Genomic DNA, 17,888 nt, shown 5'->3' with positions numbered 1-17,888 from the left:
TCTGGTTGTCAGCTTTTCCTTAAAGCCTCTATAACATAGTTTATGTCTGCTTCCGTTATATTTACACTGCAGGGCAGATTTATGATTCTGTTTTGATAGTAAGGCGCTTTTTCAATATAATAGGCCTGGCAGCTCTGATACATGGTCTGTGTGTGATTCAGTTTCCAGATGGGCCTGGACTCAATTCCTGCTTCTTTCAGCTGTTTCATAAGAGAATCTCTTTTTAAGGCCTTGTTTGTTAAAAGAAGTGAGTAAAACCAGTGATTGTTTCTGGCTTTTTCGTTAAATGGCATCAGCTTACCATCCTCAAAATTCTCAAGCCCTTCCCTGTAATAATTATAATTTTGTTCTTTCATGTGGATATAATCTTCCAGACATTCCAGCTGCCCCACTCCAAGGGCTGCCTGCATATTGGTCATCCGGTAATTGTAGCCAATGTGATTGTGGACATAAAAGAGAGTATCATCCTTTGCCTGAGCCGCCAGATAGGCACATCGTTCCACATCAGCCGCCTTTTTTGCAGTCACCAGTCCACCGCCGCCGGTTGTGATGATTTTATTGCCGTTGAAGGAATAGGCTCCGAAATCACCCATGGTGCCTGCAAATTTCCCCTCATATAGCCCGTCTGTATATCTGGTTCCAAGTGCTTCTGTGGCATCTTCAATCAGCTTTAAGCCATACTCATCAGCCAGACGGACGAGGGTCTCCATATCTGCCATATTACCAAAAACATGAACCACTGTGATAGCCGTGATAATCCGTTTGGATTTGTTATTTCTAAGACCTAAAGTGGTTTTTGTGCATTCCTTTTTTAGAAAATCTTCCAGTTTCTGGCAATCCATATTCAGTGAATCATCACAATCCATAAAGACTGGTTCTGCACCCAGATATTTTACAGGATTCACCGCGGCAATAAAAGTCAGTGCAGGTACGATCACTTCCTGACCTGGTTTTACCCCGGAAAGAAGGTAAGACAGATGGAGAGCAGCTGTGCCGCTTTGGACCGCAGCTGTTTGCTTTATCTTTAAATAATCAGCCATTTCATGTTCAAATCTGGTTACATAGCTGCCTGAAGTAGAGACCCAGCCATTTGAAATTGCCTCGTCTACATATTTTTTTTCATTGCCTTTGATTACAGGCACAGATAGGGGAATCATGGGATGCCTCCTGTGGTTTCTATTAAATGTTATACCGGTCTGTCCGGTAATGGTTTAAATTGTTTTCCATCCAGTGTATGGTTTCTTCCAGACCCTGAGATAAGGTATATTGCTGTTTCCAGTTTGTCAGGGCTTTCAGCTTTTTATTTGATCCAAGAAGTCTGGTCACTTCGCTTTTTTCCGGGCGCAGTCTTTCATTTTCACAGATGATCTCTGCCTTTGGATTAATCTGACGGATCAGCTCCCGGGCAAGTTCCCCGATAGAAATTTCTATTCCGCTGGCTATATTGATTTCTTCTCCCACGGTGTGTTCCGATGATTCGATTTCAATAAAGCCGCTGACAGTATCCTTTACATAATTAAAATCTCTGGTAGGAGTGAGGCTTCCCAGATGGATGTCTTCCTTTCCTGCCAGAAGCTGACTGATAATTGTGGGGATGACTGCCCTGGCAGACTGTCTTGGGCCATACGTATTAAACGGCCGCACTATTGCAACAGGAAGAGAAAAACTCCTGTAAAATGATTCTGCCAGCCGGTCCCCGCCTATCTTCGTAGCGGAATAAGGGGACTGGGCTTTTAATGGATGAGATTCATCAATGGGAACATAGTCGGCACTGCCGTAGACTTCTGAAGTGGATGTAATTAAGACTTTGCCAGTTTCCAGGGCTCTTGCAGCCTGAAGAATATTTAAGGTTCCCTTAACATTGGTATCCACATAAGAATCAGGAGACTCATAGCTGTATGGAATGGCAATCAACGCTGCCAGGTGAAAGACAGAATCCACACCGGACACAGCAGTCCTTACTCCATTGGGATCCCGGATGTCTCCGCTATGTATTTCTATTTCATCCTTGATATGTGCGGGAAGAGTATCAAGCCAGCCGTAGGTACCAAAGGAGTTATAGTAGACAAATGCTTTTACCTCATATCCCCGGTTGACAAGCTCTTCTGTCAGATGGCTGCCGATAAAGCCGTCTGCTCCCGTGACCAGTACCTTTTTCATGATGTTCCTCCTCACTCATGATGATTGTCAAAAACCTTTACCCGGTAAGTAACGGTATTGTCCGGGACAGAAAAACAAAACTCCCCGTGCATGTTAGTCTGAGCGAAACCCAGATAGACCCCTTCCCAGTCGTCTTCTTTCAGTTCTTCATTAAATACATTTACCATTCGTTCCAAAATAATGATGGCGCCTCTCACTGGAACACGATTTTTGTAGCGGACCATCCCCCTGATTATTCCACGTGCCATGACATTTCCCCTTAATTAACTGGTGAGGACCGGTTCGTAGATATCGAACTGGTAGTTGATTTGCGGATTCTTTTCTACCACAATGGCAAACTCTCCGAATTGATTGGTCATTACATAACCAAGATCCTTTTTTGTAAGAGAGGCCACAGCGATAACACGGACGACAGCACCTTCCACAGCTTCGCACCGGTTATTATAAACGGTTCCGGTCAGCAGTACTTCAGGAACGTATTCCATGGTAATGACCGCCGAAGCTATATTTCTGTTATTAAAATTCTTTGGTGATATTAAAAGTTCTGTATAGCAGCTCAACAAATATCCCCCTTTCCCTCAGTGATTAATGGGGCGAAGACCGAAATCTCATATTTCATGTCAGGCCGTGCCTCAAGGGAAAAGACATAACGCCCCGCTTCATCTGTAATTGCGTAACCAAGTACAGTGGAAGTGTGATTCACCATATCGACCTGGGTGATCTGTACGGCAGCTCCGGCGCTGGGGGTCTGATTCAGGCAGTAAACCGTTCCCTTGATAATTTGAAAGTTGATTCGGCCAAGATGAAAATCAAAATGATTTTCTCTGCAGGGCAGAAGCCTGGAGCCTCTTATGGTGAAAGAGGAATGTTTATGACAGTCCATGGTTTCGTTTCGCCCCCTTTCTTTCCTTCTTTACTTGTTTTGGGTATAAACGGTCACATTTAACTGCTGACTGTCTTTCGTAACTTCAGCACTGATGATATTTCCTTCCTGCTCTTTTCCATTTACAATCATTTTGGATACTTTCATTTCCTTGTAATTGTTCTTAATTGAATCAAATTGAACGTCGTCTTCCATATGCATACCCTCTATTCTCATAGGATTTACTAAACTATATGCGATTGGTAGAATTCTGATACCGTAGAGACAATGGTATCCTTAACCTCTGCCAGTATTTTATTGAGGCATTCCAAGTATTCATTTAAAAAATTTGTCTGATATTGAAGGTCGGAAGTTAATCTGTCAAAATCTTTTGCAGACATGTGGTTGTTTTTTTCTTTCATATCATAAAGAAATTCCGTAAAATACCCTCCAATAAACTGGTTGTATGGGTCATTTTCAATGTTATTTACAATTTGCAGGATATATAAGATTCTCTGAAGATCAATATCGTCTTCCTCAACCTCCAGAAGGGATTTCGAATTATTTTCAGATAGTATTATCTGGCACAATTCCAATCCCTGACTGGTTTTAGTCAGATAGTTATCCAAAAATTCCAAAATGGTTTTAATTGTCTTTTCAGGATTTATATTCAGCTCATGATCTGGTCTGCAGGGAGTTTTTCTTCCGGAAAAAGTACCTTTTTCCAATATCTCACTTAATTCTCTGTGAGGGGCTCCTTTTATTTCAGCTCCATAAGAACAGTTAATAAATTGGACACGGGGCCGGTCTTTATAACAGCTGATATAATACTCAAGATTCCGTCTGAAGGAATCCAGGGTTACAGTTGTTTCTATTGGATTTCCGTTGATATCTTTAATTAAAATCTGAGCATCATACCGGCTGGTGCTGTCAAAGGGAAATAGTGCGCTGTCTGCGTGATGTTTTTTATTTGTAAGTGCAAAATCCTGACCAGTAAGAAGAATGGGGGAACAGCCCAGCATATTGGCGATGTCAATACAGGCATGGGATACGGATCCGCCGCAATAGACCGATTTCACATTCTCCATTCCTTTTATCGTATGTGAAAGCAGAAGAGAAATCAGAATTTTCTCACCGCTATAATCCCTGAGAAGATAACGGTTGCTGTATTCATAAAATGCCAGCGGTACGTCTAAATCCAGATAATCTTTCATCATTTCGTAATTAGCATCTACCGGATCAACGGAAACAACCATATCCGGAACAATTCCGTTCTCAACAAGTGCTTTCAATGTTCTGCTTCCTGTAATGATAAAGTAATCGTTCAGCTTATCTCTCTGCTTTACCATATCCTTTATATTCTGATCAAGAGAAGAACCCCCGGAGACTACAATGGCGGGAACATCCTTGTTGGAAAATACATAGTTGTTGACTGGAGTAGCCTGATTAATTATTTTCATGTTTGCAATCATATTCTTAATGAAAACATTTTTAAAGCGCTTGGCTAAGTATACCTGAGAGGCAGCATTGGTGATAGTCCAGTCCAGGTGCTCAATAAGCCGGTCATATTCTTTTTTATAGATTTTCTGGTAATTTCCAAAAGCATAAAAATAGATATTATTGATATTCTTAAGAGTAATGGTCTGTTCAAATATCTGCTTCACCAGTTTTTCTTCGTAAAAGACAAGGCGGATATTATCGCTTAAGGCCGCTTTAAACTGCTTGAAAACGGAGGGGTTCGGTTCGAAGATAATGACATTATTTTTGCTGCAGAGACATTTTTTTAATTGCTCTAAATAAGATCCTGTGTCAATGCCGAATAAAAAAATAAGAGAATCGAATTTTAATCCATCCAGAGTATCTATAAGCTTGCGAATTTCCTGGTCGTAATGTGCAATGTCTGCCAGATATTCATATTTCCCATCTTTTTTTATACGGCAGACTTTATATCCATCAGAAGTTTTAATGATTTTCATAGCTTCCTCCACAAGAATGGTGGCCTTAAGCCAATGACTATAAAGGCGAAAATGCCAGCAGCTGGTACTGTCTGCCGGGTATTCTGGGCAGAGAGACCCCATAAGTGCCATCTGCAAGAGAAAACGTGACACCGATCCTAATCACCCGGGAAGGATCCGCGTCATCAAGGATGCGCACTTCAACGGCAGCATTTGGCAAAGGATCTCCGGTAGGGGTGTATACCGTTCCTGTAAGAAACAGATACGAATCACATGTTAGATTCACATCAGCAGTCACAACTCCGGAGCAGATTAACTGGCAGCCTGTAAAACATAATTTAGATAACATATCATGCCTCCTTTATAGAGGGTGACCCCAAAAAGAGATTTAAGGACACCCCCGGAGTGCTACTACTTGGAGTAGAATTTAATTGTAAGTCCAACACCAGCCCTGGTTGAAATGCCGTAAATTGCATTTGCGTCTGTAAACGTTGTATAGGTTGGAGTCGCAGTTGTCGGAGTTCCGGATGTCCAGATAGCGACAGCACCACTTCTTAAGATTGTATTGCTAAAGACAGCAGTACCTCTGACTAAAAGCAGTACCCAGCTTGTTGTTGAAATTTTTGCATGAAGAACAATACCTGATGCAGCGGATGCTGCTCCGATTGTTTTAGCAATTGGTTTATAATTAGCCATAATAACGCCCCCACTTGTTTTAGTAATAGAAATACGTATTTCTTATATATAGTATGTACTAATTACAAAACGGTGAAATTGCCGCCTCCCGCATGCTTCCAGTCTTTTATTTCGTACTCTCTTTTTCAGACTTAAACTGTCCAGGCGTCACGCCTGCATGCTTTTTAAATACCCGGATAAAGTTCTGCTGGGAATTAAATCCTGTAGTGGAAGCAATCTCTTTTACCGGTTTACTGGTAGTCATAAGCAGTTCTTTGGCCTTTTCTATCCGGTACTGGTTTAAATAGTCCACAAAATTAATTCCAAAGCTTTCTTTAAAAAGCCTGCTCAAATAACTGGTGGTGGTCTTGCACTGTTCTGCCAGCAGGTTCAGGGAAAGATTTGGGTCTGCATAGCTCTCTTCAATGCAGCGTTTTGCCCGAATTAAATACTTATGCTGCTGCTTTAAATATTTTTCTGACAGAAGGTTTACGGCAGCCGTACAAAACGGCACCATATACTCCTGCATACAGGCAGGATTCTCTGCGCATTGGGAGGAATAGGGGTCGGGATCAAAGAGGAATGCGTATTCTTTTTCTTCGGCTTCCGTAATGCGGTAGGAAGCAAGTGTATTTAAAAAAGCCAGACGGTAATATTCATAAGCTCTGCATATCTCCTCGGGATTACCGTCGTGAGGCAGGGTATGGCAGATATGGAGTGCCTTTTTTAAAGCTGTGTCAGTATCCCCTTTCATAATTAACTCTGAGATTGATTTCATCTGCAGCTGAAAGAAATGATGGTTGAACTTTACAGAGTCTTCCTCACTGCGCACAGTTTTTTCATTGGTTTTTTTGGAAGGGTATTTCTGTCTGGCCAGTCTTTCCAGGCTTTCCTGATAAGAAAAGGATACATTCTGAATCGAACTGCATTTGGGACCAATTTCCAGTAATACACCGTTACTCCGGTCATCGTTGGATTGAAAAAAGGCTTGTTCCACCTTAATTTCAAAATCTGTAATTTTACTATATCCAAGGTCTGCTATAAACTGAATAATCACTGCATAAAGGGATTCGTCGATCTGCTGCAGTACATATCTGCAGATACCATCTGAATTCCGTTTAAGGATCTGCTTTAAACTGTCAGTGAGATGGTTTTTTAAAACCGGATCAGCAAAATCCAGAAAAGTGACTGTGATCACTTTGCAGGGATCTTCAGTATTTAAAGGACTGCCTATATTTGTTAGTATGCTTTTAATATAAGGGAGATCCATTGGTTTTCCGCTCAACAGGTCAAAGTAAAATTCCTTGGAAATTTTTGGAATCATATTACTTAAAATATAATCCAGCTGATATTTATGATTGGATATTTTTAAAAAGCTTTCTGTTAGATAATCCCATTCATTCTTGCTGTCAGCATTGTTACCACTGCTTTCCTCCAATGAAATCATTTTCTTTAATTTCTGAACAGGCATATAGCTTAAGTAAAGAACGCATACAGACAAAAGACTGCTTAAAACTAAAATAAGGGCAAAATAAGGGAGAGAATTCATGAACACCATGCGTGTGGAAGGCATGAAAGCCGTATCGTCAACCAACAGAACCAGATTAATTCCGGTCTGATCAGACTGACAGAAATAATAGTGCTGATTGTCGGAATATATGGTATTTCTACCCTCTTTTATATACCCAGGTATCAGATCAATCAATCCTTCTGGCACCCTGTCATAATCCAGCATGCCGGGAAAGAGCGGATTAAAATTATTATCATAGGCCAGAAGATGGCTATAGGATGTCTGGGCTGCCTCCAGTGCATCCGAAAGGACTGAAGACTTCATCTTCATAAACAGTGTTCCCAGTCCTTTTTCCCCGTTTAAGGGAAAGTCTCTCACCATATAAACTCTGTCCTTATAAATTTCAATGGAGGTGGTACGTCCGCTTTTCAGAAGAACAGTGGAAGGGCGGGAGGCAAAGTGTCTGTCTACCAGATCTCTCTCCCGAAAAAAGTCAAGGGAACATTTTTCATAGGTAGATGTAAGCACCTGATTGGTTTTTCTTATGTAGAGATAAATTTCTTCCATTCCTTCTGTTTCCTGGCAGTAACCGTTTAAAACTGACCATACCTGATAATTGGCTACAGAGTCTAAAGGCTTTGGCGTCACCACGGAATCCACAATGCTTGCATCATAGGTAATATGCGTCAGGGAGTTGTGAAAACCGGAAAATAATGTGTCCAGTGTCTTAATGGAAACTTCCAGAGTGTTGGTGTAGATCAGGTTATTATTTTTTAGAAAGGTGGCCGTAGTCTGATGGTTGACTACCATGGATACCACTGCCATTAAAATTCCGCTGAAAGCAGCCATGACAGTAAAAAGCTGTGTGAGAAGTTTTTTGTTCCGGAATTTACGTAAGATGTCTTTTAAATTATGATTCATGTATGATGGCCCCTCCCAGGTGTAGAAAATTATGTAAATGTCACAAAAATAAGTATATAAGATTTAAAGATTGATAACAAGTGCTGAAAGAAGCCTATCTTTTGATAAATTTTGTACTATTAACAAATATTATCTTTTCAGGGCAAATAATGGAAACCAGTTGAAGAATGGGATATTTACAGTCTGCATACCAGTAGGCTATACTCACCATACAGCAACGAGCTCGGTTTGGTGTGAATTTGTATGGAGAAAGGGAAAGAACATTATGAGAAAAAGAATTATTTGCTGTCTGCTGGCGGCTGTCCTGGGGATTGGCACACTGTCAGGCTGCGGGGGCGGCACAAAGAGCAGTACCCCGGGAACAAACGCGGAGGGCGGTACGGAAACCTCTGCAGGTAAAAAAGAAGGCGGAGAGAATGTTGTGACATTTTCCATGTCTGAAGATGTCTACACATGGGATCCAATGGGACAGCCGGTTGTTCCGTTTTACAGCATTCAGCTTCTGATTTACGATATGCTGGTTCGTACGGACCACGCAGGTAATTATGAACCAGGTCTTGCTACAGAATGGAGTGTATCCGATGACGGTCTGGACTGGACATTTAAATTAAGACAGGGAGTCAAATTCCATAATGGAGAAGACTTCAATGCGGACTCAGTAAAGGCAACTCTGGAAAGAGGTGCGTTTAACAATACCTTAAATATGAATTTCCTCTGGTCTGATATTGAATCTGTGGAAGCGTCAGACGAATATACAGCTGTTATACATTGTAAGAAGCCAATCGGCGATATGCTGAACCAACTTACCTATATGCCTATGCTGCCGGCAAAGGCTCTGGCAGAACAGGGAGAGGATATGTTTAAGACAAGCCCTGGTACAGGTCCATGGAAGTTTGTCAGCTGGGATCCGGGTAATGAAGCCGTATTTGTAAGAAACGATGATTACTGGGATTGGGGCGATCAGAAATCCAATGTGGATAAGATCATCTATAAGCCAATATCGGAAGACACCACCCGTGTATCCAGTATGAGAACCGGTGAATTTGATTTGATATCCAACATTCCCCCGGATCAGGTGGATGTACTTTCCGGAACAGATGGAGTGACGGTGGATTCCAAGCCAGGTACAACCATCAGCTGGATGGCTCTTCAGTCCGGACAGGGAAAGCCCTTTGCAGATAAAAATGTGCGCCTTGCCCTGACCCACGCCATTGACCGCAAGTTAATTGTGGAAAGCATTCTTGGTTCCGGTTCCCCTGCTTACTGGCCTGTAATGGAAGGCGTTACGGGATACGATAAGGATTTGGAAAGCAAATACAACCAGTATGATCCAGAGCTTGCCAAGAAACTTTTAAAAGAAAGCAGCTACAAGGGAGAAGAAATCTATTTCATGGCTATTGACGGAAAGGTACCCCGTACAAAAGAGGTGCTTCAGGCAGTCATGTCCATGATGACAGAAGCAGGATTTAATGTAAAACTGGAAATCATGGAAGGCGCTACGTTTGTAACAAAGCGTTCTGCCGGAGATTATGATATTGCATTCTCCAATGTATTTTACAACAACGGCTCTCCATGGAGACATATGATAACACACTGGCTGTCCGATTCCTGTAATACCCAGCTTGAAAATCCTGAGATCACTTCCCTGTTAACAGAGGCCAGACAGACCATTGACAGAAGCAAGCAGGATGAGTTGTTAAAGCAGGCGTTTACATTAATGATGGAAGACGGAGGCCGTATGTGCTACTTCATCAATCTGGATACCATCAATGCCTATTCCAATAAGCTGAGCGGAGTAAAGCTTTACAACGACACTATTATTGACCTTTCAAGAGTCATGAAAAACTAATCTATAACCAGGGGGTAATGAAATGCAGAATTTCATGCAGTTTATGGTAAAAAGACTGCTGTCAGCGGTTATCGTGCTGTTTGGCGTATCCATTGTAGCCTTTGGACTTATGCGTCTCGCCCCGGGCAATCCGGCAGCTCTTATGCTGCCGGATAATGCTACAGTGGAGCAGATTGCAGCCGTAGAAGCGAAAATGGGATTGAATAAACCGCTTATTCAGCAATACTTAATCTACATTGGGGATGTTCTCCACGGAAATCTGGGTACATCTATTTTTTTTAACCGTTCTTGCGGAGAACTGATATTCGGACGCCTTCCGGCAACTGGTTTACTGACCTTTGCTGCAGTGGTTGTATCCATTTTAGTCAGTTTTCCCATGGGTATTATATCGGGAATTAAGAAGGGATCAGCAATTGATTTTTTCTCCATGGTATTTGCTCTTTTAGGAATGTCCATGTCCCAGGTCTGGCTTGGGCTTCTCTTTATCCTGTTTTTCGGAGTTTTTATGGGAGTGCTTCCCACACAGGGGTACGGTTCCTTCCGGAATCTGATTCTTCCGGCACTTACCCTTGGGCTTCCCCTGGCTGCTTTAGTTACAAGAATGCTCCGTTCCGGAATGTATGAGGTACTGGAAGAGGATTACATTACAGCGACAAAGGCAAGAGGAATCGGTAATTTTAAGATCTATACCAGATATGCTTTAAAAAATGCGCTGCTTCCTACCATCACCATCATTGGGATGCAGATCGGACAGCTTCTTGCAGGGGCGATTATAGTGGAACAGGTATTTGGCTGGCCGGGGCTTGGAAGTCTGACTGTAAAAGCCATTAACATGAGAGATTTTCCACTGATTCAGTCTATTCTGCTTGTGACGGCTTCCCTGTTCGTAATCATTAATATTTTGGTGGACATCATCTACGTGGCTGTTGATCCGCGCATGAGTCTGAATTAGGGAGGGAACAACATGAAAAAAAGTGAATTGCTTCGAAGGATGAAAAAATCGAAGTTCTTTGTAATCGGGCTGGTTATAGCAGTTTTTGTTACTCTGGCAGCTTTCACTTCTCCGCTGTTTGTGGTTCATGATCCCATACAGTCGGATTTAAGGAAACGTCTGATTTCACCGGAATTCCTTGCAAACGGAATAAACGGATACATATTGGGCACAGATGCCCTTGGACAGGATATTTTTACAAGACTGGTTACGGGCTGCCGCATCTCTTTGCTAATTGCAGCAGCAGGAGTGCTGATCCCTGCTTTAATCGGAACGGCACTGGGAGCGATTGCCGGATTTTTCGGAGGCACCATCGATAATGTTATCATGCGTATCTGTGATATACAGCTCTCCATTCCCACCATGGTACTGGCAATTACCGTAATGGCAATCTTCGGCAACAGCGTACCCAATCTTTTACTGGTTCTTGCCATTGTGGGCTGGACCTCTTATACAAGGGTGGTGCGGGGAAGTGTAATGGGAATCCGCAACAGCGAATTTATCCAGGCATCAAGAGTACTTGGCGCTTCCAATGCCAGGATACTGATCACCCAGGTTCTTCCCTGTGTACTGACTCCGCTCATTATCTTAATGAGCCAGCAGATCGGATTTGTCATTCTGACGGAGGCAAATTTAAGCTTCCTGGGCATGGGAGTTCCCCTTCCCAATCCGTCTCTGGGCTCCATGATTGCAGATGGCAGAGAATATATTGCCACTGCACCCTGGACGGTAGTTGTTCCGGGAGTCACATTAATGATCATTGTACTGGCATTTAACTTCCTTGGTGACGGAGTACGCGACATACTGGATCCCAAAAACAAAGATTAAGGCTGGAGGCGACAACATGGCACCATTGTTGGAAATAAAAGATTTGCATGTAGAATATAAAACCGGGCGGGCAACCGCAAAGGCGCTGAATGGAATTAATTTAACCATTGAGCGGGGAGAAGCACTGGGACTTGTGGGGGAGACTGGAGCTGGTAAGACAACCATCGCCTTATCTGCCTTAAAGCTTCTTCCAAGAGAAGTGGGCAACATAACCGGAGGTTCCATACTTTTTGATGGAAAATCGGTTCTGGATATGAATCACAAAAGCTTAGAGGAGATGAGAGGAAACAAAATATCCATGATATTCCAGAATCCCCTAAGCTCTTTAAATCCATTATTTACGGTTGGAGAACAGATTTCCATGGTAATCAGAAAGCATGAAAAGCTAAGTAAAAAAGAGGCCGCAAAAAGAGCCCAGGAGCTTTTAGAACTGGTGGGCATTGCAAAGTACCGTTTAGATGATTTTCCCCATCAGTTTTCCGGCGGTATGAGGCAGAGAGTGGGTATTGCAGCAGCCCTTGCCTGTAATCCGGAGCTTCTGATTGCGGATGAACCCACCACAGCCCTTGATGTGACCATACAGGCACAGATTTTAGAGCTGATGAAGGAACTGCAGAGAAAACGTTCCAGTTCTCTGCTGATGATTACCCATAATCTTGGAATTATTGCAGAACTTTGCCAGAAGGTTGCGGTCATTTATGCCGGAACCATTATCGAATACGGCACTGTGGAGGAAGTTTTTACAAACCCCAGGCATTGGTATACAAAAGGGCTTTTAGGTGCCATTCCAAACTTAAGCGGTCCCAGAAACCGTCTGGCTTTCATTCCGGGAAATGTGGCAAATGCCTGTTTACTGCCTGACGGCTGTAAATTCCATCCCCGCTGTAACTCCTGTACTGACCGCTGCAGGAAGGAAGTGCCGCCGCTTCAGGAATACGGGTCAGGTCATCTGGTGGCCTGTTTTGAGAGGGAGGAAGCAAATTAATGGAGAAGCAGAATCTTCCGGTGATTGAAGTCCGGAATTTAAAGAAACATTTTAAAGTGAAAAACAAAGGAGTCCTTCATGCGGTTGACGGTATCAGCTTTTCAGTCATGCCAGGGGAAACTCTGGGGCTGGTGGGGGAATCCGGCTGCGGAAAGTCAACAGTAGGAAATGTAATCATGAGGCTTCATAAAGCAACTGACGGAGAGGTCCTTTATAAGGGAAGCAGCGTTCTGGACTCCAAAGGTGATGAAAGCATGGATTTCAGAAAGAAAATCCAGATCATTTTCCAGGATCCCTATTCCTCATTAAATCCCAAAAAGACCATTCAAAGCATTATGGAGGAGTCCTACCGGATCCATAACCTCTGTTCAGGAAATGAACGGCGGCAGAAGATTGAAGAGATCATTGAGCTTTGCGGACTGGAGAAATATGTACTGGATAAATATCCCCATGAGCTGGATGGAGGAAAGCGTCAGCTGGTTGGGATCGCCAGAGCATTATCCTTAGGACCGGAGTTTATCGTCTGTGATGAACCGGTATCCTCTCTGGATGTATCAATTCAGGCCACCATTATTAATCTGCTCATGGATCTGCAGAAAAAGATGAATTTATCCTTCCTGTTTATCTCTCATGATTTAAGTGTGGTAAGGCATATTTCCCAGAAAGTGGCAGTGATGTATTTAGGGCAGATTATAGAGATGGCGCAGACTGACGAAATATTTGCCAATGCACTTCACCCCTATACCATCGCCTTGCTGTCAGCAGTTCCAAAAATTAATTTTAAAGAGAAAACAAACAGGATTGTACTGACCGGAGATGTGCCCAGCCCCATCAATCCGGGAGAAGGCTGCAGATTTGCTCCCAGGTGCTTTTTATGCAGAGATATCTGTAAAACCCAGAAGCCGGATTTAAAGGAAGTGGAACCAGGCCACTATGCAGCCTGTCATTTCCATGAAGAATCAAGGGAAAAAGCCAGAAAGCTGGAAGCAGGGAGGAAATGATGGATACAAAAATCAGAGACATTCAGGTAATACTCACGGCACCGGAAGGAATTAATCTGGTGGTTGTAAAGGTAATAACCAATCAGCCAGGGCTGTATGGACTTGGCTGTGGGACCTTTGCCTACCGTCATCTGGCAGTAAAGACCGTAGTGGAGGAGTATCTAAAGCCTCTTCTTACAGGCAGAGAGGTGGACCGGATCGAAGATATCTGGCAGCTCATGCATCAGAACGGATACTGGAGAAACGGACCAATAGAAAACAATGCAATTTCCGGGGTGGATATGGCATTATGGGATATTAAAGGAAAGATGGCAGGCATGCCGGTATACCAGCTGTTTGGGGGGAAATGCAGGGAGGGAATTCCCGTTTACCGCCACGCAGACGGAAGGGATGCACAAGAAGTCTGTGAAAATATCCTGCGTTATAAAGAAATGGGTATTACCAATATCAGGTGCCAGTGCGGCGGTTATGGAGGAGACAGCTATGGAACGGTTCCGGCTACCGCTCCTAAGGGAGCTTTAAGCGGTGTGTATCTGGATTCCAGAGAATATATCCACAATACGGTCAAACTGTTTGAAGACATCAGGAATCAGATCGGATTCGATATGAATCTGGTTCACGACGTTCATGAACGAATTGCGCCAGTGGATGCGATTAAGCTGGCAAAAGCACTGGAACCTTATGATTTATTTTTCCTGGAGGATCCGGTTTCCATTGAGCAGCTGCCCTGGCTTAGAAATCTGCGGGAGCAGACAAGTATTCCCATTGCAGAGGGAGAGCTGTTTAATAATTCTGTGGAATGGAAGCAGATAATCGCAGAACACTTAATTGACTTTATCCGGGTTCATTTAAGTCAGATCGGAGGCATTACTCCGGCGAGAAAGCTTCAGATTTTTGCCGAGCAGTACGGGGTAAGAACGGCGTGGCACGGACCTGGAGACATGTCACCCATTGCCCATGCAGCCAATATTCATTTAGATCTTTCTGCACCAAATTTCGGTGTACAGGAGTGGTCGGGAATTGAGCCGCCAAACTTTGTAATTCAGGATCTAAAAGGTCCAAGAGGAGCGCTTTTAGAGGTATTTCCGGGACTTCCGGAATTTATGGATGGCTATGTGTATGCCAATGATAAGCCAGGTCTTGGAGTTGATATCAATGAAAAAGAAGCTGCAAAATATCCATGCGAAAATACCGTTGTCACCTGGACTCAGACCAGGCGCAGAGATGGTGCGCTTCAGACCCCTTAATTAATAGCAGAAGAAACAAGGAGGAAACAACAATGAAGTCTTGTGTAATTACCAGCCCGTTTCACTATGAGATCCGTGAAATTCCCATTCCAGAACCAGGTGATAATGAAGTGTTAATTCAAATGAAATCAGCCGGTGTATGCGGCAGCGATTTACATATCTACAGGGGAGAGAATCCCTGTTCCACCTATCCTCTGGTACCTGGTCATGAAAATGCCGGTATTGTGGCAAAAACAGGTAAAAATGTTACAAATGTTAAAGTAGGAGATCACGTAGTGGTGGACTTAATCATTACCTGCGGTGAATGCTATCAGTGCACTCATGGCAGAGAAGAAGTATGCGAACATGTACTGGTGAGAGGCAGCGGTACTGACGGAGGGTGGAGAGAGTATTTTACAGCACCTGAAGATGATGTATATAAAATAGAAGATTCCATTCCATGGAAAGACGCTGCCTTAATCGAGCCCATTGCCATAGGAGCTCACTGTACCAAACGGGGCAGAATCCAACCTGATGATACCGTATTTATACTTGGAACCGGAACCATTGGAACGATTATTCTTCAGGCCTGCAAGGTAATCGGAGCAAAGGTGATCTGCTGCGATATTGACGATGATTCTTTAATCCGTGCGAAATCCTTTGGAGCAGATGAGACAATTAACAGCAAAACAGAGGACATTGCTGAAAGAATATCCCAGATTACCGGCGGACATGGCTGTACGGCTGCATTTGATTCCGCATGTTTCCCAGGAAGTCTTACACTTCTTTTACAGCCGGGAATCGTATGCAACGCAGGCAGAGTGATTCCCATGGGATTTTCAGATAAACCAGAGAGTTTCAGCCAGGCAGATATAAACAAGCGGGAACTTGACATCATCGGAAGCAGAATGAGCGCCTATCAGTTTCAGCCTGTAGCAAAGAACATGGCAGAGGGGAAATACCAGTTGGAAGGCCTTGCCACAACTTTTGTGAAATTCAGTGAAATTGATCAGGTATTTAAGAATATGGAAAATCCGGATCCGGCAGTGAAAAAAACCGTAATACTATTTGATTAGGGAGGAACAGACATGATATCCAGTAAATTTGATGTGACAGGAAAGCATTGTATTGTAACAGGAGGCGCTCAGGGCTTATCCAGAGGAATGGCCGAAGGTCTTTTGGAAGCCGGCTGTAAAGTGGTATTGATCGATGTACAGGAAGAAAAACTGAAACAGGTGGTAAAGGAATATCAGGATAAAGGTTATGAAGCTTACGGCGTAGCGGGAAATCTGGCAGACCGCCAGGATATAAACCGGATTTTTACAGAATCTATGGATATTTTAGAAGGAAGGCTTGATGTTTTGATTCCTGCTGCTGGAATTCAAAGAAGACATCTGCCTGAGGAATTTCCCATGGAAGAATGGGATCTGGTAGTGGATATTAATTTAAACCATGTGTTTATCATGATACAGAAGGCGTTAAAGGTTATGCTTACACAGTCTACTGGCGGTAAAATCATCACCATTGGCTCCATGGTTACCTGGTTCGGCGGCACTACCGTACCTGCTTATACGGCGACAAAAGGTGCTGTCTCCCAGCTGACAAAGAGTCTTGCGGTAGACTGTGCAGGACGGAACATTAACATTAACTGTATCTGCCCTGGTTATATGGATACTGAGATGTGTGCCAATATGACTCAGGCGAGAAAAGATGAATGTACCGTAAGAATACCGGCAGGCAGATGGGGAACGCCGGAAGATTTAAAGGGACCGGTACTTTTCCTGGCATCTTCGGCATCTGATTATTTAAACGGAACTGCGATTCCGGTAGATGGCGGATATCTTGTAAAATAGTGTATTACATAATAAAGAGGAAGCTGCAGACCATTAACGGCTGCAGCTTCCTCTTTATTATATATATGAAATCCCTGGATTCAGGAATGCAATATTGACAAATTTATTCACATTTTTTAGGTTGAGCCGGCAAAGAAGCTTTTCAGAGCAACTCTGCCGACTTAGAAAACATATGTATGAAAGCGCTCTGACCACTTTGTGGGATCTTTCATGTTTATGATATTATCATACATGGAAAATGTGAAGGAATTTTGACCAGGATCTAAAAATAGTATGAAAACAATGAAGAAATTATGACAGAATTTGGTACAGTAACAGAAACCTCTTTGCAGATACTATCATATAGTAGAAAAATTCCCATTAAGCAAAAACAGTATTGCCTGGCAGTGAAAAATATGGTATTTATATAGTGTTAGTTAAAACTAACCAAACAACAACCCATACAAATAGGCTGTTACAGTTTTTGAATGATAAATGGGAAACAAATTTCATGATGGAGGTATGAATATGTTACTGGAAAGGCATTTAATTGAATATTGTTCCCCAACTCTGGCTTCTTTGAAAACCGCAAATCTGTTTAATCATTCATTTACTTCAGAAGATGAATTGCGCTGCCAGCTGGAATATTTAAACCTGCAGCTGGGAGAAAAAGGCATATCATTGATTGAATTATACAGACGCGGGAATAAGGCTCTGATTTATGTATATCGCAAGTCTCATTTAATGAAGGATTTAAACAGGCCGGGAGTAAGCAGATTTTTAAAAAAATACGGTTACGAAGAGATGGATGTGGATCATGCCCTGGACAGATTAAAAATCCGACTGAAAGAAGAGGGGGGCTTTCCTCATGAGATTGGATTATTTCTTGGGTATCCTCTGGGAGACGTAATTGGTTTTATTAAAAATTCTGGAAAGAACTGTAAGTGCTTAGGCTGTTGGAAAGTATATTGCAATGAATGTGAAGCGGTGAAAACCTTTGCCAGATATCAAAAATGCAGAACCATTTATTCCCGGCTCTGGAGAAATGGAAGATCCGTCTGGCAGCTTACAGTAGCTGCTTAAGCATATAAAA

General features: G+C 42.8%; 19 protein-coding genes. 9 read left to right on the top strand and 10 right to left on the bottom strand.

Annotated features, from left to right (window positions below; genetic code table 11):
- Positions 1-8: 8 nt before the first annotated feature.
- The 10 genes from BXY41_RS08500 to BXY41_RS08460 all read right to left on the bottom strand — a co-directional run bounded on the left by BXY41_RS08500 (position 9) and on the right by BXY41_RS08460 (position 8,083).
- Entirely contained in the window at positions 9-1,157 is a 1,149-nt protein-coding gene (locus BXY41_RS08500; protein ID WP_104436401.1) for a LegC family aminotransferase, read from the bottom strand.
- A gap of 22 nt (positions 1,158-1,179) precedes the next feature.
- Positions 1,180-2,160 carry an NAD-dependent 4,6-dehydratase LegB gene (locus BXY41_RS08495; protein ID WP_104436400.1) on the bottom strand — a complete coding sequence of 327 codons (981 nt, stop codon included), beginning with the start codon at positions 2,158-2,160 and terminating at the stop codon, positions 1,180-1,182.
- Between the two features lie 11 nt (positions 2,161-2,171).
- Positions 2,172-2,408, bottom strand: coding sequence for a hypothetical protein (locus BXY41_RS08490; protein ID WP_104436399.1), 237 nt, complete (start codon positions 2,406-2,408; stop codon positions 2,172-2,174).
- A 15-nt stretch (positions 2,409-2,423) separates the two neighbouring features.
- Complete coding sequence (locus tag BXY41_RS08485) at positions 2,424-2,720, bottom strand: hypothetical protein (protein ID WP_104436398.1); 297 nt, start codon at positions 2,718-2,720, stop codon at positions 2,424-2,426.
- Entirely contained in the window at positions 2,717-3,043 is a 327-nt protein-coding gene (locus BXY41_RS08480) for a carboxypeptidase regulatory-like domain-containing protein (protein ID WP_104436397.1), read from the bottom strand. Before BXY41_RS08480 ends, BXY41_RS08485 begins: the two co-directional genes overlap by 4 nt.
- A 30-nt stretch (positions 3,044-3,073) precedes the next feature.
- Entirely contained in the window at positions 3,074-3,238 is a 165-nt protein-coding gene (locus BXY41_RS26710) for a hypothetical protein (protein WP_170072289.1), read from the bottom strand.
- A 29-nt stretch (positions 3,239-3,267) separates the two neighbouring features.
- Entirely contained in the window at positions 3,268-4,998 is a 1,731-nt protein-coding gene (locus BXY41_RS08475) for a motility associated factor glycosyltransferase family protein (protein WP_170072288.1), read from the bottom strand.
- A 37-nt stretch (positions 4,999-5,035) separates the two neighbouring features.
- Complete coding sequence (locus tag BXY41_RS08470; RefSeq protein ID WP_104436395.1) at positions 5,036-5,326, bottom strand: hypothetical protein; 291 nt, start codon at positions 5,324-5,326, stop codon at positions 5,036-5,038.
- A gap of 62 nt (positions 5,327-5,388) precedes the next feature.
- On the bottom strand, positions 5,389-5,673 hold the full coding sequence (locus BXY41_RS08465; protein ID WP_104436394.1) for a hypothetical protein: 285 nt from the start codon (positions 5,671-5,673) through the stop codon (positions 5,389-5,391).
- A gap of 106 nt (positions 5,674-5,779) precedes the next feature.
- Entirely contained in the window at positions 5,780-8,083 is a 2,304-nt protein-coding gene (locus tag BXY41_RS08460; protein WP_104436393.1) for a helix-turn-helix domain-containing protein, read from the bottom strand.
- 265 nt (positions 8,084-8,348) lie between these two features.
- On the opposite strand from BXY41_RS08460, the gene BXY41_RS08455 reads away from it, so the two are divergent.
- The 9 genes from BXY41_RS08455 to BXY41_RS08415 all read left to right on the top strand — a co-directional run bounded on the left by BXY41_RS08455 (position 8,349) and on the right by BXY41_RS08415 (position 17,878).
- Complete coding sequence (locus BXY41_RS08455; RefSeq protein WP_104436392.1) at positions 8,349-9,932, top strand: ABC transporter substrate-binding protein; 1,584 nt, start codon at positions 8,349-8,351, stop codon at positions 9,930-9,932.
- A gap of 22 nt (positions 9,933-9,954) precedes the next feature.
- Positions 9,955-10,884: an ABC transporter permease gene (locus tag BXY41_RS08450; RefSeq protein WP_104436391.1), complete on the top strand. Its 930-nt coding sequence runs from the start codon at positions 9,955-9,957 to the stop codon at positions 10,882-10,884.
- 12 nt (positions 10,885-10,896) lie between these two features.
- Positions 10,897-11,751: an ABC transporter permease gene (locus tag BXY41_RS08445; RefSeq protein WP_104436390.1), complete on the top strand. Its 855-nt coding sequence runs from the start codon at positions 10,897-10,899 to the stop codon at positions 11,749-11,751.
- 16 nt (positions 11,752-11,767) lie between these two features.
- Entirely contained in the window at positions 11,768-12,736 is a 969-nt protein-coding gene (locus tag BXY41_RS08440; RefSeq protein WP_104436389.1) for an ABC transporter ATP-binding protein, read from the top strand.
- Complete coding sequence (locus BXY41_RS08435) at positions 12,736-13,737, top strand: ABC transporter ATP-binding protein (RefSeq protein ID WP_104436388.1); 1,002 nt, start codon at positions 12,736-12,738, stop codon at positions 13,735-13,737. The genes BXY41_RS08440 and BXY41_RS08435 overlap by 1 nt, the downstream gene beginning before the upstream one ends.
- Positions 13,734-14,984, top strand: coding sequence for an enolase C-terminal domain-like protein (locus tag BXY41_RS08430; protein ID WP_341457821.1), 1,251 nt, complete (start codon positions 13,734-13,736; stop codon positions 14,982-14,984). The genes BXY41_RS08435 and BXY41_RS08430 overlap by 4 nt, the downstream gene beginning before the upstream one ends.
- Before the next feature lie 32 nt (positions 14,985-15,016).
- Positions 15,017-16,039 (top strand): alcohol dehydrogenase catalytic domain-containing protein, encoded by a 1,023-nt coding sequence (locus BXY41_RS08425; RefSeq protein ID WP_104436386.1) that lies wholly within the window; start codon positions 15,017-15,019, stop codon positions 16,037-16,039.
- Positions 16,040-16,051: 12 nt separating this feature from the next.
- The gene (locus tag BXY41_RS08420) at positions 16,052-16,816 is read left to right on the top strand and encodes an SDR family NAD(P)-dependent oxidoreductase (protein WP_104436385.1); all 765 of its coding nucleotides are present in this window, start codon (positions 16,052-16,054) and stop codon (positions 16,814-16,816) included.
- A gap of 507 nt (positions 16,817-17,323) precedes the next feature.
- A complete protein-coding gene (locus tag BXY41_RS08415) occupies positions 17,324-17,878 on the top strand; it encodes a DUF3793 family protein (protein WP_104436384.1) in 555 nt (184 codons plus the stop codon).
- Positions 17,879-17,888 lie beyond the last annotated feature (10 nt).

Source organism: Lacrimispora xylanisolvens, from assembly GCF_002934545.1.
Lineage (GTDB): Bacteria > Bacillota > Clostridia > Lachnospirales > Lachnospiraceae > Lacrimispora > Lacrimispora xylanisolvens.
The sequence above is the reverse complement of the archived record's forward strand: the minus strand, read 5'-3'. Positions and strand labels throughout refer to the sequence as shown.

Excerpts from the sequence above, each read along its gene's own strand:
- BXY41_RS08500 (WP_104436401.1), bottom strand. The coding sequence starts at position 1,157 with ATGATTCCCCTATCTGTGCCTGTAATCAAAGGCAATGAAAAAAAATAT.
- BXY41_RS08495 (WP_104436400.1), bottom strand. The coding sequence starts at position 2,160 with ATGAAAAAGGTACTGGTCACGGGAGCAGACGGCTTTATCGGCAGCCAT.
- BXY41_RS08490 (WP_104436399.1), bottom strand. The coding sequence starts at position 2,408 with ATGGCACGTGGAATAATCAGGGGGATGGTCCGCTACAAAAATCGTGTT.
- BXY41_RS08480 (WP_104436397.1), bottom strand. The coding sequence starts at position 3,043 with ATGGACTGTCATAAACATTCCTCTTTCACCATAAGAGGCTCCAGGCTT.
- BXY41_RS26710 (WP_170072289.1), bottom strand. The coding sequence starts at position 3,238 with ATGGAAGACGACGTTCAATTTGATTCAATTAAGAACAATTACAAGGAA.
- BXY41_RS08475 (WP_170072288.1), bottom strand. The coding sequence starts at position 4,998 with ATGAAAATCATTAAAACTTCTGATGGATATAAAGTCTGCCGTATAAAA.
- BXY41_RS08470 (WP_104436395.1), bottom strand. The coding sequence starts at position 5,326 with ATGTTATCTAAATTATGTTTTACAGGCTGCCAGTTAATCTGCTCCGGA.
- BXY41_RS08465 (WP_104436394.1), bottom strand. The coding sequence starts at position 5,673 with ATGGCTAATTATAAACCAATTGCTAAAACAATCGGAGCAGCATCCGCT.
- BXY41_RS08460 (WP_104436393.1), bottom strand. The coding sequence starts at position 8,083 with ATGAATCATAATTTAAAAGACATCTTACGTAAATTCCGGAACAAAAAA.
- BXY41_RS08455 (WP_104436392.1), top strand. The coding sequence starts at position 8,349 with ATGAGAAAAAGAATTATTTGCTGTCTGCTGGCGGCTGTCCTGGGGATT.
- BXY41_RS08450 (WP_104436391.1), top strand. The coding sequence starts at position 9,955 with ATGCAGAATTTCATGCAGTTTATGGTAAAAAGACTGCTGTCAGCGGTT.
- BXY41_RS08445 (WP_104436390.1), top strand. The coding sequence starts at position 10,897 with ATGAAAAAAAGTGAATTGCTTCGAAGGATGAAAAAATCGAAGTTCTTT.
- BXY41_RS08440 (WP_104436389.1), top strand. The coding sequence starts at position 11,768 with ATGGCACCATTGTTGGAAATAAAAGATTTGCATGTAGAATATAAAACC.
- BXY41_RS08435 (WP_104436388.1), top strand. The coding sequence starts at position 12,736 with ATGGAGAAGCAGAATCTTCCGGTGATTGAAGTCCGGAATTTAAAGAAA.
- BXY41_RS08430 (WP_341457821.1), top strand. The coding sequence starts at position 13,734 with ATGATGGATACAAAAATCAGAGACATTCAGGTAATACTCACGGCACCG.
- BXY41_RS08425 (WP_104436386.1), top strand. The coding sequence starts at position 15,017 with ATGAAGTCTTGTGTAATTACCAGCCCGTTTCACTATGAGATCCGTGAA.
- BXY41_RS08420 (WP_104436385.1), top strand. The coding sequence starts at position 16,052 with ATGATATCCAGTAAATTTGATGTGACAGGAAAGCATTGTATTGTAACA.
- BXY41_RS08415 (WP_104436384.1), top strand. The coding sequence starts at position 17,324 with ATGTTACTGGAAAGGCATTTAATTGAATATTGTTCCCCAACTCTGGCT.